At 63.9% G+C, this 20952-nt stretch carries 18 protein-coding genes and 1 tRNA gene; 4 read left to right on the top strand and 15 right to left on the bottom strand.

The window, feature by feature from the left end; translation table 11 throughout:
• Window position 1: 1 nt before the first annotated feature.
• Genes FOY51_RS05945 through FOY51_RS05935 form a run of 3 tightly spaced genes read right to left on the bottom strand, consistent with a single transcriptional unit; the run spans window position 2 to window position 3411 of the window.
• Window positions 2-802 carry an SDR family NAD(P)-dependent oxidoreductase gene (locus FOY51_RS05945; protein WP_149429256.1) on the bottom strand — a complete coding sequence of 267 codons (801 nt, stop codon included), beginning with the start codon at window positions 800-802 and terminating at the stop codon, window positions 2-4.
• Between the two features lie 16 nt (window positions 803-818).
• On the bottom strand, window positions 819-2057 hold the full coding sequence (locus FOY51_RS05940) for an NADH:flavin oxidoreductase/NADH oxidase family protein (protein ID WP_149429255.1): 1239 nt from the start codon (window positions 2055-2057) through the stop codon (window positions 819-821).
• 43 nt (window positions 2058-2100) lie between these two features.
• Window positions 2101-3411, bottom strand: coding sequence for a flavin-containing monooxygenase (locus FOY51_RS05935; protein ID WP_149429254.1), 1311 nt, complete (start codon window positions 3409-3411; stop codon window positions 2101-2103).
• Between the two features lie 111 nt (window positions 3412-3522).
• Between FOY51_RS05935 and FOY51_RS05930 the strand changes: the two genes are divergently transcribed.
• A complete protein-coding gene (locus tag FOY51_RS05930) occupies window positions 3523-4149 on the top strand; it encodes a TetR/AcrR family transcriptional regulator (protein ID WP_235916141.1) in 627 nt (208 codons plus the stop codon).
• Between the two features lie 47 nt (window positions 4150-4196).
• Here FOY51_RS05930 and FOY51_RS05925 read toward each other — a convergent pair.
• From FOY51_RS05925 to FOY51_RS05915, 3 genes are all read right to left on the bottom strand, one after another.
• A tRNA-Ala gene (locus FOY51_RS05925) sits at window positions 4197-4269 on the bottom strand.
• A gap of 78 nt (window positions 4270-4347) precedes the next feature.
• Window positions 4348-5088, bottom strand: a complete 741-nt coding sequence (locus FOY51_RS05920) for a DsbA family protein (RefSeq protein ID WP_149429253.1) — start codon at window positions 5086-5088, stop codon at window positions 4348-4350.
• Window positions 5089-5127: 39 nt separating this feature from the next.
• Window positions 5128-5631 (bottom strand): MauE/DoxX family redox-associated membrane protein, encoded by a 504-nt coding sequence (locus FOY51_RS05915; protein WP_149429252.1) that lies wholly within the window; start codon window positions 5629-5631, stop codon window positions 5128-5130.
• A 46-nt stretch (window positions 5632-5677) separates the two neighbouring features.
• Between FOY51_RS05915 and FOY51_RS05910 the strand changes: the two genes are divergently transcribed.
• Complete coding sequence (locus FOY51_RS05910; RefSeq protein ID WP_149429251.1) at window positions 5678-6415, top strand: VIT1/CCC1 transporter family protein; 738 nt, start codon at window positions 5678-5680, stop codon at window positions 6413-6415.
• Window positions 6416-6419: 4 nt separating this feature from the next.
• On the opposite strand, the gene FOY51_RS05905 is transcribed toward FOY51_RS05910, so the two are convergent.
• From FOY51_RS05905 to FOY51_RS05870, 8 genes are all read right to left on the bottom strand, one after another.
• Complete coding sequence (locus tag FOY51_RS05905; RefSeq protein WP_214633063.1) at window positions 6420-6905, bottom strand: GNAT family N-acetyltransferase; 486 nt, start codon at window positions 6903-6905, stop codon at window positions 6420-6422.
• Window positions 6902-8128, bottom strand: coding sequence for an MFS transporter (locus FOY51_RS05900; RefSeq protein WP_235916140.1), 1227 nt, complete (start codon window positions 8126-8128; stop codon window positions 6902-6904). The genes FOY51_RS05905 and FOY51_RS05900 overlap by 4 nt, the downstream gene beginning before the upstream one ends.
• A complete protein-coding gene (gene pgm / locus FOY51_RS05895) occupies window positions 8121-9764 on the bottom strand; it encodes a phosphoglucomutase (alpha-D-glucose-1,6-bisphosphate-dependent) (protein WP_149429250.1) in 1644 nt (547 codons plus the stop codon). Before pgm ends, FOY51_RS05900 begins: the two co-directional genes overlap by 8 nt.
• A gap of 55 nt (window positions 9765-9819) precedes the next feature.
• Window positions 9820-10182 carry a fluoride efflux transporter CrcB gene (gene crcB, locus FOY51_RS05890; RefSeq protein ID WP_149429249.1) on the bottom strand — a complete coding sequence of 121 codons (363 nt, stop codon included), beginning with the start codon at window positions 10180-10182 and terminating at the stop codon, window positions 9820-9822.
• A complete protein-coding gene (locus FOY51_RS05885; protein WP_149429248.1) occupies window positions 10179-10520 on the bottom strand; it encodes a DUF190 domain-containing protein in 342 nt (113 codons plus the stop codon). The genes crcB (FOY51_RS05890) and FOY51_RS05885 overlap by 4 nt, the downstream gene beginning before the upstream one ends.
• Window positions 10513-10935 carry a fluoride efflux transporter CrcB gene (crcB, locus tag FOY51_RS05880; protein ID WP_235916139.1) on the bottom strand — a complete coding sequence of 141 codons (423 nt, stop codon included), beginning with the start codon at window positions 10933-10935 and terminating at the stop codon, window positions 10513-10515. Before crcB (FOY51_RS05880) ends, FOY51_RS05885 begins: the two co-directional genes overlap by 8 nt.
• 126 nt (window positions 10936-11061) lie before the next feature.
• On the bottom strand, window positions 11062-11697 hold the full coding sequence (locus FOY51_RS05875) for an LON peptidase substrate-binding domain-containing protein (protein ID WP_235916138.1): 636 nt from the start codon (window positions 11695-11697) through the stop codon (window positions 11062-11064).
• Window positions 11698-11779: 82 nt separating this feature from the next.
• Window positions 11780-13294: an MFS transporter gene (locus tag FOY51_RS05870; RefSeq protein WP_149429247.1), complete on the bottom strand. Its 1515-nt coding sequence runs from the start codon at window positions 13292-13294 to the stop codon at window positions 11780-11782.
• Window positions 13295-13406: 112 nt separating this feature from the next.
• Here FOY51_RS05870 and FOY51_RS05865 point away from each other — a divergent pair, with 112 nt between their 5' ends.
• Window positions 13407-14090, top strand: a complete 684-nt coding sequence (locus tag FOY51_RS05865; RefSeq protein WP_235916137.1) for a TetR/AcrR family transcriptional regulator — start codon at window positions 13407-13409, stop codon at window positions 14088-14090.
• Window positions 14091-14126: 36 nt separating this feature from the next.
• The gene (locus tag FOY51_RS05860) at window positions 14127-15422 is read left to right on the top strand and encodes a D-arabinono-1,4-lactone oxidase (RefSeq protein WP_149429246.1); all 1296 of its coding nucleotides are present in this window, start codon (window positions 14127-14129) and stop codon (window positions 15420-15422) included.
• A 393-nt stretch (window positions 15423-15815) separates the two neighbouring features.
• Here FOY51_RS05860 and FOY51_RS05855 read toward each other — a convergent pair whose 3' ends face one another.
• Window positions 15816-20912 (bottom strand): P-loop NTPase family protein, encoded by a 5097-nt coding sequence (locus tag FOY51_RS05855; RefSeq protein WP_149429245.1) that lies wholly within the window; start codon window positions 20910-20912, stop codon window positions 15816-15818.
• Window positions 20913-20952: the final 40 nt, after the last annotated feature.

Below are 20952 nucleotides of genomic sequence, written 5' to 3'. Positions count from 1 at the left end.
GTCAGTTCACCCTTCCGTAGACGGTGCGCAGGATCGGCCCGACAAGCCCGCGCGGCGAGTACTGCCCGCCGAGGGTCTGCACCTTGGCGAACAAGCCAGGCACCACCCGGCGGCGCCCCGCGCTCAAACCGTCGAGCGACTCTTCGGCGGCGGTGCGCGCGGAGACCCAGAAAGGCCCGGGAACAAGTTGGTCGAGGTTGCTCACTCCCGCTGCCTCGGCGTATTCGGTGCGGACCGGACCAGGCGCGAGCAACGTGCACACCACGCCGGTGCCTGCCAGTTCGGCGTGCAACGATTCGGCGAGCGTATTCGCGAAAGCCTTTGTCGCGGAATAGGTGCTGTTGCGCGGTCCGGGTTGGTTGCCTGCCGTGGAGCCGGTGATCAGGATCGCGCCGCTCCTCCGTGACACCATGCCGGGTAACACGGCCAAGGTGAGATCATGCACGGCAACGCAATTCAGTTCCACTTGGCGACGCTCGCGGTCGGGATCCGACTCGGCGAGATCGCCGTAGGTTGCGAACCCGGCGTTGTTGCACAACACCGTGACAACCCGAGAGGCTAGCTCGTCGCACAGGGTGGCGCGGGCATCGCGGTCGGCCAGATCGACCGCCCGGACCTCGACCTCGACGTGGTGTGTCGCTCGCAGCGTCGCGGCGAGCTGGTCGAGGCGATCCTTGCGGCGCGCCACCAAAACCAGCGAATGGCCCCGTCTGGCAAGGCCTTCGGCGAGTTCCACGCCGATACCGGACGATGCACCGGTAACGACGGCGTGAGCACCGGGTGTCGGGTCGGGCAGGCTCATGATTCTCCTCGAACTGTCAGGGCTGGGTCAGGGCGTGGACGGTGACATTTGCTGCTGCGGCGAGCAAGGTGCGGGCGGCTCCCGGGCCGCGTACCGAGTTCGCGCCGTCGGCAATCGCTCGGAAATTCTGCGCATGCCAAGCCAATTGCAGGTATGAGTTGACGGGCGCAATCCCCGGCAGGTTGGGCAGCGTGGGCGCCGACGGCAGAGTGACCGGTTCGAGGTCGCCTGCCAACAGCTGGGCAGCGATGTCAGGTCGTACAGCGAAGGGGCGGGCCAAGCCGATGACGTCGACAGAGCCATCCGCGAGTGCCTCGCTCATGAAGTCGGCGGTGCGGATACCGCCGGTCAGCATGATCGGCATCGTGGACCGCAACCGCAACCGGTCCACGTAATCGTGGAAGTAGGCTTCCCGGGCACGCGTGCGGTCGGTAACCACACCCGTCATCGCGGGCGCCTCGTAATTGCCGCCGGAGACCTCGAGCAAGTCGATACCCGCCTCCTCGAGCGCGAGCGCGACATCGATCGACTCGTCGACGGACAGCCCGCCGCGCTGGAAGTCCGACGAGTTCAGCTTTACCGAGAGCAGAGCGTTCGGCCCGATCGCAGCACGCACGGCAGCGACGATCTCGAGCAACAGGCGACGCCGGTTCTGCGGATCACCGCCGTAGGAGTCGGTGCGGGTGTTGGCAAGCGGATTCAAGAACTGTGACAGCAGATAGCCGTGCGCGGCATGAACCTGGACGCCCGAGAACCCCGCGGCGACAGCAAGTTCGGCGGCGCAGGTGTAGCGACGACGCAGATCGGCGATGTCGTCGAGCGAAAGTTCACGTGGCTTTCGGAGGTTGTAGCCCGGCACCTGCGGTCGTAACGCCGATGGTCCGACCGGCCGACGGTACAGCGGCCCTACCGCGACCCGACCCGGATGGTTGATCTGCATCACCATCACCGAACCCTGGCGCGCGCCGGCGCGCGCCCAGTTGGTGAATGCCTCGAGGTGGCGGTCGTCCTCGAGCGTGACGTTGCGCGGCTCCACGTAGGCGCGCCGATCCACCATCACGTTGCCTGTGATGAGAAGCCCGGTGCCCCCGCGACCCCACGCGCTATAGAGGCGGGTCAAAGTCTGCGACGGACTTCCATCGACGTTGCCGAGTTGTTCACTCATCGCGGACTTCGCGATCCGATTCGGCACAGTGATTCCGCACGGCAGCGTCAATGGCGTACCGAGAGTGACGGTGCGGGTCTTGGTTGGCATGGGCTCTCCTCAGAGTTGTTGTCGGGGTTGATGTTCGGTGCACTCAGGCAACAGTGCTCAGCGCGTTCAGGAGCGGGCGCAGCACACCTGGCTGCGGGACTGCCGCCAGCCGAGCGGCCGCTCGCACCAGCAGCCGGCCACGCAGTACCTCCCAGCGCAGGTCCGGGCCGCCTGCGATGATCTGCGCCGATGGCTTGAACACGACGGACAACAAATCGACCAGTGGGCGCTCGACGTTCTGTTGCAGCACCGCGGCCTCGGCCAAGAGTCGGGAGCTGTTGGTGAGCAACTCCCCCGCGCCCGAGCGCGGCGCGACCAGACCGGCGAAGTACAGATTGGCGAGTCCGGGCGCGAAGGTGTGCGACACCAGCCTCGGCTGACCGCGATCCCACTCGAGCAGGCCGGCACGAAGAAACGGAAACGTGGTGTTGAAGCCCGTCGCCCACACGATGGTTTCGTATTCGCCGCTGGTGCCATCGGTGAAATGCACTGTGTTGCCGTCGAATCGGGCAATTTCGGGCCGGGTCTTGATGCGTCCGTGCTTGAGAAAGTACGGGAGCTGTTGGTTGACGACGAGATCTTGATCGAAGATTCGATGCGTGGGCTTCTCCAGACCGAAGTTGCCGAAACTTCCCATACCGAGTGCGACGATCGATCGAAATACGGCTTCCTGAAAGGACTTCGGCAGCGGTACCGACCCCACGTCGAAATTGCCGGACGGGATCCCGAAGACATATTTCGGAATGAACCAGTACGCACGACGCAGTGACAACTCGGCCGTGCCGAATGTCAACGCCGCCTCGACGGCCAGGTCGCAGCCGGAGTTGCCAGCGCCGACCACCAGCACGGAGGGTCCATCGAGATCTGCCGGACGCTTGTAGTCCTTCGAATGAAGCTGTCTGCCTGCGAACTTGCCCGGGTAGGTGGGGATCTTCGTATCCCAGTAGTGCCCGTTCGCGATCACGACGCCCGTGTATTCGCGGCGCTCACCATGGTCGAACGTGACCTGCCAGCCCGCCATACCGGACTCGTCGAGCGGTGACACGTCGGTCACCAGCGTGTCGAACGAGATGCGGCGGTCGAGGCCGAAGGTTCGGGCGAACGAGCGAAGGTACTCGCGCATCTGCGCCGCACTCGGAAAGTCCGGGTAGTCGTCGGGCATCGGGTAATCCGCGTACTCGGTGATGCGCTTCGAGCTGATCAGGTGGGTCGAGTCGTAGACCCCGTGGGACCAATTGCCACCGATGGCGTCGGTGGCCTCGACATGGTCGTAGTCCAGACCCAGATCTGCGTACGCCTTCGCCACCGCGAGGCCGGTGTAACCGGCCCCGATGATGCAATACCGATGCGTCATTACCTCTCCGATCAAAACTACAGTCTGTGTAGCTACAGTGTCTGTAGTATTTTTGCCGGAACGGTAGTTGTCAAGGCAAGGCGCGTATCGGCGAGCGAGAGGGTGACCGACATGACGCAACGGACACGGGGGGCGTACGCGCCCCGAATGGCGCCTGAGCAGCGCCGCGAGCAGCTTCTCGACGCCGTGCTGCAGGTGATCGTCGAACACGGAGCGCACAAGGTGTCCATCGACACCGTCGCGCGTACCGCAGGTGTGAGCAGGCCCGTCGTCTACTCCCTGTTCGACGATTCCGATCAATTGCTGCGAGCTTCCCTGGACCGCGAGGAAGCCGCCGCGTTGCACGACGTGGCCGGCGCAATTCCGCGAACGGACGGCGACGACGCGGTGGTTGCCGTTCGCGACGCTCTCGGAAATTTCCTCGATGCCGTGCAGTCCGCGCCGGACCGATGGCGAGCTGTATTCACCCTGGTCGACAGCAATACCCCGGCGTTCCGGCGTCGCATCGACCGCGGCCGCCAGGCGCTGATCGAGTCGCTGGCCGATTTCGTACAGTCGGTGGCGCGGTCCGAGGTGGACGTCGAACTCACTGCCCGCGCTCTGTATTCGCTGTACTGGGATTCGGGTCGCCTGGTCCTCTCGGAACCGGAGACCTTTCCGCCGTCACGAATCCTCGCTTTCGCGGAGACCGTGCTCGCCGCGCTGTTTGCGTTCAGCACGGAGCAACGCAAGGCATGAAAAAGCCCTCCATCTGGATAGATCCCGGATGGAGGGCTTGTTTCGGGTGGAGCTAAGGGGACTCGAACCCCTGACCCCCACACTGCCAGTGTGGTGCGCTACCAGCTGCGCCATAGCCCCGTTCTTGCGATCAAGCAACACCTGACCGCTCGAACGAAGTTACACCATGCGCGCTCCGGCGAACAAATTGCGCGGCTCCTACTGGAGGTCGGCGACCCAGCTCGATTTCTGGGTGTCGACCGCCGTTGTGCCCTGGAACACAGATGGTGTTCCCTGCCCGCCCATGGCGGTCAACTGCTGCGCGGCGCCCGTTGCGTTGGTCTTGGCGTCGGCGACCTTGCTACCCGACGAAATGCACTGTGTCACGGTGTCCTTCGCGCCGGCATCCTTGGCGAAGGTGGCCAACTCGTCGTTGGTGTGGTCGGACGAGCCATGCTCCTTCGGCTGGCCGTCCTTCGAGAACAGCTGGGCATGGAACTTGCCGAACGCGATCGCGTCACCGCCCTCGGCCACACACTCCGACGCCGCGACCGCACGGGTCGAGTAGTCGCCGCTGTTGGAGAGCTGGTTCAGGAAGTCGACCATGTGATAGTTCACAGCGAGCTTGCCGTCGTCGATCGCCTGCGCGATCTCCTGGCCGTTCGTCTGCTCGAGCTGTGCACAATACGGGCACATCGCGTCTTCGTAGAGGTCGATCGTCTTGCTCGCGAACTGCTGACCGAGGCGAATGACGCCCTTGTCCTGCAATTGCACCTGAACCTGCGAGTTCTGGACGGATCCGTACCCGTCGTTGCGCGGCTTGCTGCGATGGGTCTGCCAGATGACACCGCCGATCACCACAACGGCGATCACCACGAGCGCTACCGCGCCCAACACATAGGTGGTCGTGTTCGAGGTCTTTCGCGGCACGTAAGTGGGTTTGCCGTTCTTGGCGCTCACCAGCAGTTCCTTCGTCCAGGTCTTCGTGTCAGGGTGGCACTACTCTGCCAGGCTCGCCTGAGCCGTTTCTGAGAGTCCCGGGCGAGAGCGCAATCCGAGGGCGAACGGGCTCCACGGGAAGCGCGTCATCCACCCCGCCAGAATCAGGAATCCGACGTCACGAGCGATTTCACGGGCGTAATCCCAGCCGTCGACATCGGCCGCGCCACCACCACCGAAGCATCCGCAGTCGATGGACAACCCACGCGACCACGCGGAGACGATCGCGCCGATGAGAACCAGCAACACCAACGCCGATACGACGGCCGTCACCCGCACACCCAACCCGATCAGCAGCAGCAGACCCAGTCCGATCTCGATGAACGGCAAGGTGACCGCTACCGGTCCGACGAGATCGTCGGACAGCAGCTGGTACGCGCCGACCGCGACCTTGGTCTGCGTCGGATCGGCCGCCTTGAGCCATCCGGAGAACAACCAGACGGCCGCCAACCCCAGTCGGGCCAGCAGACTGACCCACCGAATCCACGCTGCACTCGTTCGCACAACGTCCGAGGGTACCGGCGGTTTCTGCGGAGTAGATTCGATAGCCGTGACAGACGCCTCCGACGCGGCGGATTCCAGCCCGCTCCCCCACGAATTCGACCACCACCACTCCGATGTGTCCGGTGGATGGCTGCGCGCGGCGACGTTCGGCGCAATGGACGGCCTTGTCACCAACACCTCCCTGATCGCCGGTGTCGGTGGCGCGGGGGTGAACACGCACACTGTGGTCCTCAGCGGCGTCGCCGGATTGGTCGCAGGCGCATTCTCGATGGCGCTGGGTGAGTACACGTCGGTCTCGACGCAGAACGAGCAGCTCGACGCCGAGGTATCCGTGGAACGGACTGCGCTGAAACGGTTCCCGGCCGCAGAACGCGAAGAGCTGGCCGACATGTTCACCGAGATGGGCATGACCGACGAGACGGCGTCGAAGGCGGCCGCCGAGGTCCATCTTGACTCGGAACGGGCGTTGAACATTCACGTCACGCAGGAGTTGGGACTCGATCCGTCGGAGAAGCCCTCGCCGTGGGTGGCGGCCGGATCGTCGTTCGCGATGTTCTCCATCGGCGCCGTCATTCCGCTGATCCCCTACCTACTGGGATTCGCCTCGCTCATAGCGGGATTGGCTGTCGGCGGGCTAGGCTTGTTGTTTGCCGGCGCGTTGGCCGCGCGATTCACGGCGCAGTCGCCGATCCGAGGTGCGTTGCGCCAGTTGCTGTTCGGTGCAATCGCTGTCGCCGCAACGTATCTGATCGGATCGCTGATCGGCATCGGTATACCCGGCTGACGCCTCAGTTCACCGCAATCGTGTAGCCGATCTCTGTCACGCCAACTCCCCGAACGGTTTCGCTCCGGCGGCGACCGTCGGGCTGCCAGCCGTGCGCGCGATAGAACCGGTCGGCGCGACGGTTACCGTCGAGCACCCACAGCTCCGCGGCTCGACGATCCAATTCCTGGAAGCGCGCAAGCGCGTCGGACATCAACTGCCTGCCGATGCCCGCACGCCAGTGATCGGGGTCGACGTAGAGGGCCATGAGAAGGCAGGGCTCGGCGGCCGTCGATGTGGTGACGAACCCGACGATCGACTCGCCTTGGACGGCAAGAACTGTCATCGGCTCCGTGACGTCGAAGGTGTAGGTCCGCGCCCAACTCGCTGCATCGAGACCGTCGAGAAAGCTGTCCTGCAACAAACCTCGATATCCGGCCTGCCACGATCGGACGTGGACGCGCGCTACCGCCGCCGCGTCGGACGGCACTGCGAGACGGAGGCGAATCATGCCTTCATCGGGTCACTGCGCACCAGCGTGTCCGGTACCACCATCCACGCGATGGCAGCGACCAACAACGTCGCGCCTGTGATTGTGAACGCCGCCGCGTACGAAACATGCTGTGCTGCAATGCCGGCAACCAGCGGGCCCACCACCGATCCGACGTCGGCCACCATCTGAAACGCCGCGAGCACCGGGCCGCCACGGGCCTTGGATCCGACGACGTCTGCCACCGCTGCCTGTTGCGCAGGGTTGATCAGACCGGAGCCCATGCCCGCAATCAGCGAGGTCGTGAAGAACAACAGCACGTTCTCCGTGAAGCCCATTGCGATCGTTGCCACGCCGCACACGCTCGACCCGATGACCAGAAACGGCTTGCGTCCCAGTCGATCCGAGAGCCGGCCGGCAGGCAACAACACGAGTGCATTGCCAACGGCGAACACCGTGAGCGCAATGCCTGCCAATGCGTCACTGCGATGCAAAGCCTCGACTACGAACAGCGGCACTATCGCCGTGCGCACACCCATTACCGCCCAACCGTTGGCGAAGTTGGAGACCAGAGCGGATCGATATGCCGAACGCGCCAAACCCTCGCGCAGCGTCATCGTGCGCACGCTGGTATCGGTATCCGGTTTGGCCAACGCGGAATCGCGCAACTTGACGAACACCACCGCGGCGGCAATCAACAAGGCAACCGAGTAGATGGCGAACGGCACCCGCAGCCCGAACCCGATCAGTGCGCTCCCGAGCAGCGGACCACTCACAGAGCCCAGCAGAAAGCTGGTCGCATACAGGCCCGATACCCGACCCCTGCTGTGTACCGGCGACATTCGGATGATCAGCCCCACCGCGGATACCGTGAACATGGTCGAGCCGATTCCACCCAGCGCGCGAAACACCAACAGCTGCCAATACCCCTGAGCGAACGCGCACGCACCGGTCGACAACGCAACGATCAACAGGCCGGCGAGATAGACCGGTCGCTCACCACTACGCTGCACCAGCCGTCCGCTCACCGGCGCAAAGATCAAGCGCATCAACGCAAATGCACTGATGACGGCAGACGCTGCGGTGACTCCTACGCCGAAGCTACGCGCGTACTGCGGTAGCGCAGGCGCGACGATGCCGAAGCCCAACGCAATGACGAAGCTTGCGGTGACGAGTATCCAGATCTCGGCGGGCAAGCCCGATCGTGCGTGATTTTCGGTGCCCCACCACCGAATATCACGCACGGGCGCGCAGCGCCTCCCCTACCAATTCCTTGGCGGCGGCCTGAACTTCGGCCAAATGCTCTGGACCGTTGAAGGATTCGGCGTAGATCTTGTACTTGTCCTCGGTACCGGACGGCCGTGCGGCGAACCACGCGTTCTTCGTGCTGACCTTGAGTCCACCGATCGCAGCACCGTTGCCTGGCGCGTGCGTGATGGTCGACGTGATGGGTTCGCCGGCCAATTCCGTTGCGGTGACCTGATCTGGCGACAGCTGCGCGAGGACGCTCTTCTGCTCGCGTGTCGCCGGTGCATCGATCCGCGCATACGCGGGCTTGCCGTAGCGCTTTTCCAACTCGGCGTACCGAGCCGACGGGCTCTGGCCGGTCACCGCGGCAATCTCGGATGCCAAGAGCGCGAGGACGATTCCGTCCTTGTCGGTGGACCACACGCCGCCGTCCATCCGCAGGAAGGAGGCACCTGCGCTCTCCTCGCCACCGAAGGCAAGGCTGCCGTTGAACAGTCCGGGAACAAACCACTTGAACCCGACCGGCACCTCCAGGAGATCGCGGCCGAGAACCGACACCACCTTGTCGATCATCGACGACGTGACCACCGTCTTCCCGATCTTGGTCAGTGCATCCCAACCGCTGCGGTTGGTCACCAGATAGTCGATGGCGACAGCGAGGTAATGGTTCGGATTCATCAGTCCCGCATCGGGAGTCACGATTCCATGGCGATCCGCATCCGCGTCGTTGCCGGTGGCGATATCGAACTTGTCCTTCGATCCGATCAACGACGCCATCGCGTTCGGCGACGAACAGTCCATTCGGATCTGGCCGTCGGTGTCTAGCGTCATGAACCGGAAGGTGGCATCCACCAACGGATTCACGACGGTGAGATCGAGTCCGTGCCGGTCACCGATCTCGCCCCAATAGTGCACCGCGGCACCACCCAGCGGATCGGCGCCGATGCGGATGCCCGCACCACGAATCGCGTCGAGGTTCAGCACGCGGGGCAGATCGTTGACGTAGAAGTCGAGGAAGTCGTAGCGCTCCACGGACGTGTCCAACGCCTGTCGCAGGGTGACGCGTTTGACGCCCTCCAGCCCGGATTGCAGCAACTCGTTTGCCCGCCGCGCGATGGCGTTCGTCGCGTCGCTGTCCGCCGGACCGCCGTGTGGCGCGTTGTATTTGAAGCCACCGTCACGAGGCGGGTTGTGTGAAGGGGTGACAACGATGCCGTCGGCCTGCGCCATGGCGCCCGAGCTGTTGAACCGCAGAATCGCATGGCTCACCGCGGGTGTCGGTGTGTAGCCGTCGCGGGAATCGATGGCGGTAGTTACACCGTTGGCCGCCAACACTTCCAACGCCGTCGACCACGCCGGTTCGGAAAGCGCATGGGTGTCTCGACCCATGAACAACGGACCGGTGATGCCCTGGCTTGCGCGATACTCGACGATCGCCTGTGTGATCGCCAGAATGTGCGCTTCGTTGAACGCGCAGTCCAAGCTCGAACCACGATGCCCCGAGGTACCGAAGACCACCTGCTGCGCGGGATCGGACGGATCCGGGACTCGGCTGTAGAACGCCGTCACGAGCTGCGGGAGATCCTCGAGGTCCTCGGGCCGCGCCAGCTCACCGGCTCGATCGTGCGCCACTACCGTGCTCCTGTTCGGTCGACTGGTTGCCACATGTTCGCTGCTCCATATTCGATCATGCCAATATCCACTGCATCGCGGCGTAAGCGGCAATCGCCGCACCCAGTCCTGACGCCACGCTTACTAACACGTTCGCCGACGCGTACAGGTATGCCCGATTCTCGATCAGGCGAACCGTCTCGTAGCCGAAGGTGCTGTAGGTCGTCAACGCCCCGCAGAAGCCGACCCCTAACAAAGACATCATCGCAGGATTCACCGCCGCCGCGCTCGATCCGCCGAGAATTGCCGAACCTATTACGTTGACCGTCAAAGTGCCCCAAGGAAAAACCGTGTCGTGGCGTCGCTGAACCGTTCGATCGACCAGATACCGTGCGGGTGCGCCCACCATTGCACCGAGAAAGACGAGCAGTGCGCTCACGTGGCGTCCCCGACGCCACCGAATCGGACGTGCTCGACCTCGTCGAGCGTGACGGTTGCCTCGGTCAGCAATTCGGCGATCTCACCGAGAAACGCGCGGACGCGGTCCGGTTCGTCGACGATGACGACCAGCGCAGGCAGATCGTCGGCCAGGTCGAGCAACCGCGCGGTATGGATCCGCGACGATGCGCCGTACCCCTCCACACCGCGCCACACACTGGCACCGGCGAGGCGCGAGTCACGCGCACGTTTCACGATCTCCTGATACAGCGGGCGGTGATGCCACGAATCGTCTTCGCTGAGCACGATGGACAGGCGAAGGGCAACGGAGCTATGCATCGACAGCACCTTTCTCGATGACGGTCCCCGTCACGGCGCGGGCGAGTGCAACACCGGCGATTACAGCGAGAAGGGCAGCGAGCAACGTGCCCGCGAGGTACACCATTGCCACCACGGCGTCGCCTGCTGCGAAGAGAGCGCGAATCTCGTTGGTATAGGTGGAGAAAGTGGTGAACCCACCGAGGATTCCGACGCCGAGGAATGGCCGCAGCAGCCGATGTGCCGACCAGACTTCGGTGATCAGCACCATCAGGACACCGATCAGAAAGCATCCGATCGCGTTGATGGCCAACGTGGACCACGGAACGTGGCCTGCGGCAACGGGGAACATGTGGCCGATGCCGTACCGCGCAAGTGCGCCGATCCCACCGCCGACGGAAATCACGGCGAGAACCGGAAGATCATGTCTGTTCACGTACGCACTCCTACTCCGCCCGGGCAGCCGGGAATTCGAGTAGGGACCGTTGGCGGCGTACACCGCAGTTCTCCGACAGGAGCGGCGAGCCCCACCGCCGCGCTGACCTATTTTACCCTGCGCGAACTACAGCAGCCGAAACCTGGCCGCGGCGATCACGTCGTCCAGGGCAGACGCGATCACGGCAAGCCGTCCGTCGGGCCCCGGCGCGCAGAGTGCCCGCTGGCGATCGGTCTGGCCGAGCGGCATTCGCGCCGCGAGTTGGAAGGATCGCTCGGTCGGGTCGTCGGACAGATCGTCGTTGTCGGGAAACGGCGGTTCCTCGACGCCCAACTTGCGCGCGAGTTGTCGGTACAGATCTTGGGCCTCGTCGCCGCGGTCGAGAACCATCGCCAGAATTGTGTCGTCACGATCGGCCGTCACCTCGTCGGGCCATCGCTCCACCTCGGCCTGCGGGAAAGGATCGTCGTCGAGCCAGCGTGTGATCCGCACCCGCTCGAAGCCTTCGCTGATGACGCCGAACCTGTTGCCGGGCAACGTCGTACACGACAGAATCCGCGCCATCGTGCCGACATCGCTACGCTCGTCACCGCCACCCGCTTCGTGACCGCGTGTGATCAGGACGACCCCGAATCCGCGTTCGTCGTCGGAACCCAAGCATTCCAGCAGCATCGCGATGTAGCGCTCCTCGAAGATCTGCAGCGGCAGTCGCTCACCGGGGAGCAGCACGGTCCCCAGCGGAAACATCGGCGAGACATCCATCCGAACAGCATGCCCGCAACGGCCACGACGCACGAGAGGCGCACCGGCCGTGGCCGATGCGCCCCTCGTGTGTGGGTCGAGGTCAGTGCACCAGTACCGGCTCACCGTTGTCGGCCGGTGCGGGAATCGTGTTGCGCATCAGCACACCGGTGAGGACCGCGCCGATCGCGAAGATGCCTGCGGCCCACCAGAAGGTAGCCGTGTAGCTGGCGACTGCGGCGTGCGCTGCCGTCAACTGTCCCGGCACCTTGCCATCCATGTAATTGGTGGCGGCGGTCGCCGCGATCGTGGACAGCAACGCGGTGCCGATCGAGCCACCGACCTGCTGCATGGTGTTGATCGTCGCGGACGCAACGCCTGCGTCGTCGTGGTCGACGCCCGCGGTCGCACCCTGGAACGCGGTCGCCATTGCGGCGCCGAGACCCAGGCCCAACAACACCAGGCCGATCAAGACATGACTGGCGTAGCTCGAATCGACGTCGATCCGAGTCAGCGACAACATGCCGAGTGCCGCGATGGCCAGGCCACCGGTCATCAAAATGCGCGGACCGACCTTGGGCAGGAAGATCGACGACGACGTGGTGGACGACAGGATCATCGCCGCCACCATCGGCAGGAACGCAACGCCGGTCATGATCGGCGAGTAACCGAGGATCAGCTGCATGTAGTAGGTGAGGAACAGGAAGATCGCGAACATGCCTGCGCCCGCGATGAATACGGCCAGGAAGGAGCCTGCTCGAGTCCGATCGAGGAGGATGCGCATCGGCAGCAACGGGTGTTCGACGCGCGTCTGGATGAAGACGAAGACGCCGAGAAGCGCGACACCCGCAACGAGCCAGCTGATGGTGGACGTTGCGCCCCAGCCCTGCGATTCGGCCTGCGAGAAGCCGTAGACGATGCCGAACAGCGCCGCGGTGACGCTGACGGTGCCCGGGATATCGAGCTTCGGACGCTTGTCCGACTGGTGCTTGGCGAGCAACATCGTTGCGCCGACGAACGCGACGGCAGCGAAGGCGAGGTTGACGTACATCGCCCAGCGCCACGACGCCCACTCGGTCAGCATGCCGCCGAGCAGCAGGCCGATCGCACCGCCTGCGCCCGCGACGGCGCTGAAGATGCCGAATGCCTTGGCGCGCTCGGACGGATCGGTGAAGGTGACCGTCAACAGCGACAGTGCCGCGGGAGCGAGCAATGCGCCGAAGACGCCCTGGCCCGCACGTGCGATGACGAGCATTTCGAAACTGGTCGCGGCGCCGCCGACGGCGGAGGCGACCGCGAAGCCGACGAGACCCACGAGGAAGGTGGTTCGACGGCCGAAGAGGTCGCTGAGTCGACCGCCGAGCAGCAGCAGGCTGCCGAATGCCAGCGCGTAGGCGGTGACGACCCACTGCCGGTTGGCGTCGGAGAATTCCAGCGAGCGCTGGGCAGCAGGCAGTGCGATGTTCACGACAGTCGCATCGAGAACGACCATCAGCTGAGCAAGCCCGAGAACGCCGAGAATCCACCAGCGCTTGGCATGCGAGCCGAGTCCGGTGTCGGGTGATGTGGAGCCGGTCGCGTCGGCGCCGAACTCCGGTTCTGTGACGGTGGTGGTCATCGATCCCCTCGAATCGCTAGGTGGAGGTGTTTCCTCCACTTACTGGATCGAACGTAGCACGAGAACGGAGGAAGCGCCTCCACTTAATTTGAAAACTTGCTAGAATGGCCTTGTGAATCCCGTCACCGCCAGCCCAGCCGAAGGCACAGCGACCCGTCGTCTGCGAGCGGACGCTGCGCGAAATCAGCAGCGAATCCTCAGCTCAGCGCGTGAATTGTTCGCCACCCGCGGCCTGGACATCACCCTCGACGACGTCGCTGAACATGCCGGCGTCGGTGTCGGCACGGTCTACCGCCGATTCGCGAACAAACAAGAGCTGATCGACGGCGTTTTCGATCACAACATCCAGAATTTGGCCGAGCAGGCCGAGCTGGCGTTCAACAATCCGGATCCGTGGGACGCCCTCGTGCAGTTCTTCGAGTACGCATGCCGGAACATGGCGATCAACCGCGGTTTCGGCGAAGTGGTCCTCGGAATGGACAACGGTCTCGAACGCGTCGCGTGCATGCGGGAGCGGGTGCAGCCTGCCGTCGAGAAGATCGTCGATCGAGCTCGTCAGTCGGGCGCCCTGCGACCGGACGTCGAGTCCGGCGATTTCCTTGCGCTGATCCACATGGTGGAGGCCATCGCCGACTTTGCTCGAAACGTCAATTCCGAGGTGTGGCGCCGGTACTTCGCCCTCATGCTCGACGGACTTCGCGCCGATCCGACCACTCGACCGCCGCTGCCCGGTCGCCCGCTCTCCGATTCCGAGGTCGAAATGGCCAAAGCGGGTTGCATGAGCCGGAGGCGCTGATACCGCCGGAGGCCGCGGGGATCTAAAGTTGGACCCATGACCAACACGTGGACCAACTGGGCCGGAGACCAGTTGTGCCACCCCTCCGAATTCTTACGTCCGACCTCGCGTGACGAGGTGGCGGAGCGCGTCCAACTGGCTGCTCGCGCGGGTCGAACGGTTCGGGTGGCAGGCGCGGGACACTCGTTCACCGACACCGTGCTGACGGACGGGACATTGCTGTCGCTCGACCGCATGAATCGCGTTCTCGATATCGACACCGAGTCCGGCCTGGTCCGCGTCGAAGCCGGAATGACGTTGCACGAACTCAGCCCGATCTTGCACGAACACGGCCGGGCGCTGCCGAATCTCGGCGACATCGACAGTCAGTCCGTCGCCGGCGCAACGGCGACTGGAACGCACGGCACGGGTGTGAGACTGCAGAACCTGTCGGCCGGACTGCACTCGATCGAACTCGTGCTTGCCGACGGTTCCATCGTCGAGGTGAACGCAGGCCGTGACCCCGAGGCCTGGCGCTCGGCGCGCGTGAGCGTGGGCGCGCTCGGCGTTGTCACGGCGGTCACTCTCGAGACGGTCCCAGCATTCGTGCTGGAAGCGATCGAACTGCCGATTCCACTGGAAGATGTTCTGCGCGATATCGATTCGTACGTCGACGGCAACGACCATTTCGAATTCTTCTCGTTTCCGCACAGCCCCATCGCATTGACCAAGCGCAACAATCGCACCGACAGCGTGGAGCGCTCCCGCCCGCCGGCGGTGGCGTGGCTCAACGACAGATTCGTCCAGAACCATGCTCTCGAAGCCGTCTGCCGCCTCGGTCGGGCGCGTCCCGGACTTATTCCGACGATCAATCGCACAGCTTCTCGCTTCGCGGGGCGCAGCCATCGGATCGAACGCTCGTACCGAATCTTCGCCACTCCCAGGCTGGTTCGGATGGCGGAGATGGAATACGCGCTGCCCGGCGAGAACGCGGTCGACGCGATTCGCGAAGTCAAAGAGATCGCCGAACGACCCGAATTCGACGTGTCGTTCCCCATCGAGGTGCGGTGGGTGGCACCGGACGACGCCTACCTCTCCCCTGCGGGTGGTCGTGAAACCTGTTACATCGCAGTGCATGTGTTCGAGGGAATGCCGTGGGAGCCGTACTTCCGAGCGATCGAGAAGCTCTTCGATTCGTTCGGCGGCCGACCACATTGGGGCAAGCGGCATTTCCAGACGGCAGAAACGCTGCGTCACCGCTATCCGGAATGGGATCGCTTTGCCGCAGTACGCGATCGGCTCGATCCGGAGCGCGTGTTCACGAACGACTATGCGCGGCGGGTGTTGGGCTGAATACGACTCAGGCCCGGTCCGAGTGGACCGGGCCTGAGCGTTGGGGTGGACATGGCGGGAACTTACTCGAAACAGACCGACCTGCTCCAAGACCTCTCCGAACTGCGTAAACGCCTCCAGAAGGCCGGACTACGCCGATCGACAGCCCCGAAACAACGCGCCTCCGGCGGCTCGAAGAAGCAGGTGGACCCGGCGAGATCGCCGAGATCGTGGCCAAGTACGAAGCCGGCGCCTCCATGGTGCAACTGAAGGCCGAGCACCGGATGGCCAAGCGGAGGGTGCGAAGGTGCTACGGGATGCAGGGGTGGCGATCCGACCGCAGGGCGGACAGCCCCGCGAGTCGGCTGCCCACTACGCAGGGTAAACCTCCGTCCGCTCAGACTGCCAATCTGACTACAGCGAGTACGGCGCGAGCTTCGAATCGCCAGCTACGACCAGCGCGTCGACCAACTGCTGCCAGGTGGCGAGGGCTGTTTTGTCTATGACCGCCGGACGGATCTCAATCAGCCAGCTCGATAACAGAAAGCTCCGATGGGCGATGTCCTCTGCGCTGTCCCTCACCAGATCGGCGACCCACGGCAACCCGACGAGTACCTGATCCTCCGAGCCTAGTGCGTAAATGAAGCTGATCAGGTGATCCACGCACGTCGCATCGCCACGCGCACCTGGCAGCCATTCCCTGACAGTTGCACTGAGCGCATTCGGGTCCCACCAAACAATAGGCGTAGCGGTGAGCTCGGGATAGAGGTAGGCGACCTCCCCAGCCAGATTCGGTATCAGCGCCGCGCGTGTGTAGTCGCCAGAATGCCCGCCGTCAAAGGGCTGATGGTCGTCTTGGTACGACAGCACCCGTTTGACAAGATCCGGCCATATGCGTGCTGCGACCGCCGCTCGGGCCGTGGACTCTTCACCTGCGGCAGAGACAGCGCGGATGAACGCACCGAGAAGATCTGACCTGTCAGCGAAAGCATCCAGGTGATTGAACAGCTCAGCGTCGTCCCCGCCCTCAATGATGGCCAGAAGGGCCCGCGCTGCAACGAGTGCGTGCGTGCCGCGATCATCCATATCCCGCTCATCAGACAGCAGTGCTCTCCGCTGCGTGCTGAGGACGACAGCAAACAATTCCTTGGCACGATCAGAAACGCAGATGCTGGCGACCGATGCCGGAGCGAGAGCGCGCAATGCAGCGTCGAGCCGATGGAAGTAGATAGCATCGTCGGCCAAGCCTCGCAGTGGCTCGGCTATTGGATCTGCCAGCCGAACAGGGGCTCGCCTCCCCGTTTCCGGATCCCAAGGACCAAATCCAGCATCCCGCATGCTCTCGAGGACAATGTCGAATGCCGCCTCGTGATGACACAACGCGGAGTCCGAACACGGCGCCTGCCATACGTGATCGAGGCCACGGGCAAGATGGACGCGGACTTCGTTCGGCAACGCGGCGGCAAGGGCCTTCGCGCCCGCGACGACCTCAGCGAACGCGCGGGATCCGTCATCGGCGTCCATCAAGGCGCGCACCCGATCGGCAGCCGGCGTCATCAGCAAGGGCAGGACACGCGCTGCCACCCGATCGGCACCCTGCTCGAAGTACGCCTCCTCCGACTCGAACCGACGGCCTTGGTCTTCCAACTCAGCAATTGACACAATAGTTTCGGCTGCGAACAGCAGTGAGTCTTCGGGAAGCACTACGCCGTCGATAAGGTGCGCTTCCAAGGCAACGGCAGCAACTGCCGCAGGGGCGTCCCACTGTCCCCCAGCGCCCAGCACGGGTGTGTCATCGAGCAATTGCTTCGCGGCCGCCAAGTCGGCGACCAGGACGTCGGCTGTCCATGGTTCGGCGGCACCCTTCTTTAGGTTGATGTAGTACGCCACCGACAGCCGGGTGGCTTCCTGCACGCGCCGGATATCCACGCTTCCGGCATCTAGCGCATCGAGAAGCGCGCGCGAAGGCGTGCTCTGAATCATGAGCTGCCCGTCTTCGGTCAGCTCGGCACTGTATGTGCTGCGGTCCATACCGCTCGCCCAGCCGCGAACGCTTACCAGCTCCCGCTCGATCGTTACCTCGTCGCCAGCGCCGACGGCCGCTCGAATCTCTTGCTCTGCTCTCTCAACGAGCACCTCGCCGAGTCGGCGGAGGTCGTCCGCGCGCTCCTCGTCGGCCCGAAGCACGAGCATCATCGCGGCCTCGCGGAGCGACCACCGTCGCCGTTCCCCGCCAACGACGCCTTCCGACGATGCTGCAAGCCCGCTCGCATCACTCGCCACCCTGCCGAACTCAAGGTGCCAGATCAGTGGCTCGGAGAGGTACGGATCAAGCAGCCTGTCGCTCTTTTCGAGATGGCGAACGAGGAGGCCAACGACGAAGCCCACCATCGCCAAGTTCTCGCATTCGTCGAGCAGGATGGCGATGAGAGTGCCGATCTCGGCACCAGCCTCAATGAACTGGTCGCAGACACGTTCAAGGGCTTGGAGGGCACTCATACATGGGTAGGGCCCAACACTGGTTCCTCGGTACCACGCCCAGACGTGGGCATCGCCTAAGTATATTCCTGCGACACCCGTGATCTTCAGTTCCGTGCTGTAGTTATCGAGTTCCTTGTCTGCTGGTGCGCGGCCATTGTCGCCGAGACCGGCAAGGGTCCGCGCGCGTACGAGCGCCGCGTGGTTCAGCAACTTGTTGATTGCTCGCACGCCGCCGCGAAAATCAGTTTGCAGCAATACGCTGAACGGTCCGTAATACCAGGCAGCGAAGGGCACTCCCAATCCGTGGTATTCGTGATCTCGGATCCCGTCCTCGTGGAACCCTGACCCGTCCTCCTCGTCGTCGAGGTAGTAGGCCTCGGTAATGTCCGCCAAGAAGCCGCGCTGACGAGCCGCCGACGCGCGGCCAGCGAATACCCCTTCGACAGCTGGACGAAGTCGGGCCGGCTCGTCTGTCGCGATCCGGCGTAGGATCTGCTCGCCCTCATCGCCGAGATCAGGACCCAGCAGAGCCAACAACTCGACCACGACCTCGTCGGTAATCTCTCGTGGCAGTTCCCGTCTCCGACGACGGCGGCTTTGTGGATAACCAATCTCGCCAAACATCGCGCTTCGCGTCGAGCGTTCGCGATCCCGTTTCACCTCCTCCGGAGTACGGGCCGCGAGCCGCGCCTCTGCTGCTTCACGTTCTTTCTGCTGGCGCTCGTCTGCTGCTCCACAACGAGCCACGAGCTGCGTCCGGAGATAGACGCGCAGCTCATTGCCCTCGGCAGCATTGGCGGCGATCAAAGACCGCAGCCAATCACGCACGAGCACTTGGAGCTTCTTGTCGCCGAGCCACTGCACCGCATCGCTGAGGAGTTGGGCGATCAGCGGTTCTACTGCTGGGAGGTGGACAAGGTGGTTGGCGTCGCGAAACCGTTGATCGAGCAATCGGCACAGGCGGTGCAGTCCGGCCTTGTTGTGAGCGCATAACTCGACCCAGGCGTCGGCCAAGGTTGCACCGGCGTCTGGAAGCGAGAGCAGGGCCTCCCCTGGCACATCACTCCAGCGCTCCCCATGGTCGGCAGCGACAACTCTGTCAAATGATTTCTGTAGGCGCGCGAATCGGCCGCGCGAAGGGTTGTCCGGCGTGTCAGGTGCTGCCAGGTACAACTGGGAAGCCAGCCGCGCAGCGCCAAGTGACCATCGCGGCATGCCCGCAGCCAGGAGCCTGACCGTCGGATCGTCATCAGCCAATACAAGGCGGGCCACGGCGTAGCGTCGTACTTCGTCGTGGGCAAACTCGGGGCCAATCTTGAATCGCTGGCTGGCCGCAGTCTGCAGGAGTCCATCTCGCCGAAGTCCCGTTAGCGCATTGCCGTCGAGTGTGCCTACGACGGGTAGCGGATCTGAGCCGGTAATCGCCAGGTCTGCCAAGCGCAGCATTGCCGTGTCGCGCGCATCGGGGGCGCCGCGGTCTGTCTGTTCGTGCCGTCGGACGAGCCCGGCCCAGACCTGCTCCATGGCGTCGCCATCAGTCACAGGGATCCCTGAGACACCACCGCGAATAAGCAGATCGACGACTACCAGTCGCCGGAGCAGCTCTCGGGCGTGGACGTCTGCCGCGAGTGCTGCTAGCTCAGGGAAGGTTGCCGCCAGCTCGTCGATTTCCGAATCGATCAGCGCGGGAATCTCGTAGTCCATGACCTTGTCGGTGCACCGCGCAGCGACTTCGTCATGGACCAGCTTTCTCACGTCGTTGGTCGTCAGCGCGACGACTCGGACGCTGCTGTGGCGTGCTGAATCCACCAGGTAGCGAAGGTGCTCAGACTTGCCCTCAGCTACCGCGTCGGCCGCGTCGACAACAAGTAGACGGTCAGGTGCGCTCATCTCTGCCAGCACAGCCGCAAGCGGAAGGCCGAGCGCCTGCTCCAGTTCGAGAACCGTCACAGGTAAATGGCGCAGGTTGACTACCAGCGCCTGCGCGTCGTCGGATTCGTTGTCCGTCAGTGCAGCCTCAACCACGAGCGCGCTCTTCCCAACACCCGACTCGCCATGAACGATCACGACGGGATTTGCGGCAGCAAACTCCCGGTACCCACTTACGATCGCACTGCGATTGATGTGCAGTTCATTGTTCCCGTCGGATGACGTCACCCGGCTGCGAACGGCCGCAGCGGCGCGGTATTGCAGCCCGCCGAGAACTTGCCAGGCGTCCTGATGGCGTCGAGTCGAGGACGCAATCTGATAGTGGGCGGCGCGGCGCAATAGGTCGAGATCGATGTCGGCCGCGATTGGTGCGTACGCCGCTGCTAGCACAGCCATCCGATCGCGCAAGGCGATTGCCCCAGCGAGGTCACCAGTGCGCGAATCGGTGATCAGATCATTCGCCACGCTCGCCCAATCTGAGTCGTCGGGCGACTCGAATCGAGGCATGAGCACTTCAAGTTGAGACAGAAGAAGCCACGTCCGTTCAGCGACAGTCGAATCGTCCGGCACGACGCCGTCGGGATCCTGGATCGCAGCCTTCACCAGCGCTCGGACATGATCCAAGCGATCCCGAATCGACCGGTCGAAGCGTTCCGGTTCGTCCACAAGCGCGCCGAATGCCGCCGGGTCGGACTGACCGCGCGCGAGGTCGGCAAGTGTGGCCAGCTGCGCTGCATGGTTCTGATAACCAGCGACGACGAGTCCGACTCGATGCTCTACGTTCTCGCCGACGCCACTGTCCAGCTCGGCGAGCAGCGAGCCGATCAGCTTCTGCGCTTTGGCATCGCTCTTGACGATATTCGGGGCGCGCCGAACGGTGAGCGCGAAGACCAGCGAGGGATCATTCTCGTCGGATCTCTTGGCATGAATGACCAAGTCGTCGACTGAGTGTTCGGGTGCCTGCTGAAAGGCGACTCGCGCAACCATACGGCCGTCGCCCAACTCCGTGCATCCCAGGCCAGTCAGCATGCGGGCGAGATAGTAGACAGCAACCTTGCGCTCAAAGGTGACGCCGCCTCCACCAGTGGCGTACGGGCTCATCGCCGCTCCACCTGACGGTTCGTTGGCCTGAATCGGGTTG

The organism is Antrihabitans cavernicola (genome assembly GCF_008297975.1).
GTDB lineage: Bacteria > Actinomycetota > Actinomycetes > Mycobacteriales > Mycobacteriaceae > Antrihabitans > Antrihabitans cavernicola.
Note: the sequence above shows the minus strand (reverse complement) of the source record. Positions and strands in the feature narration are given on the sequence as shown.

Excerpts from the sequence above, each read along its gene's own strand:
- FOY51_RS05875 (WP_235916138.1), bottom strand. The coding sequence starts at position 11,697 with ATGGATGTCTCGCCGATGTTTCCGCTGGGGACCGTGCTGCTCCCCGGT.
- FOY51_RS05855 (WP_149429245.1), bottom strand. The coding sequence starts at position 20,912 with ATGAGCCCGTACGCCACTGGTGGAGGCGGCGTCACCTTTGAGCGCAAG.
- FOY51_RS05885 (WP_149429248.1), bottom strand. The coding sequence starts at position 10,520 with ATGCATAGCTCCGTTGCCCTTCGCCTGTCCATCGTGCTCAGCGAAGAC.
- FOY51_RS05940 (WP_149429255.1), bottom strand. The coding sequence starts at position 2,057 with ATGCCAACCAAGACCCGCACCGTCACTCTCGGTACGCCATTGACGCTG.
- FOY51_RS05860 (WP_149429246.1), top strand. The coding sequence starts at position 14,127 with ATGACCAACACGTGGACCAACTGGGCCGGAGACCAGTTGTGCCACCCC.
- FOY51_RS05930 (WP_235916141.1), top strand. The coding sequence starts at position 3,523 with ATGACGCAACGGACACGGGGGGCGTACGCGCCCCGAATGGCGCCTGAG.
- FOY51_RS05935 (WP_149429254.1), bottom strand. The coding sequence starts at position 3,411 with ATGACGCATCGGTATTGCATCATCGGGGCCGGTTACACCGGCCTCGCG.
- FOY51_RS05870 (WP_149429247.1), bottom strand. The coding sequence starts at position 13,294 with ATGACCACCACCGTCACAGAACCGGAGTTCGGCGCCGACGCGACCGGC.
- FOY51_RS05905 (WP_214633063.1), bottom strand. The coding sequence starts at position 6,905 with ATGATTCGCCTCCGTCTCGCAGTGCCGTCCGACGCGGCGGCGGTAGCG.
- FOY51_RS05945 (WP_149429256.1), bottom strand. The coding sequence starts at position 802 with ATGAGCCTGCCCGACCCGACACCCGGTGCTCACGCCGTCGTTACCGGT.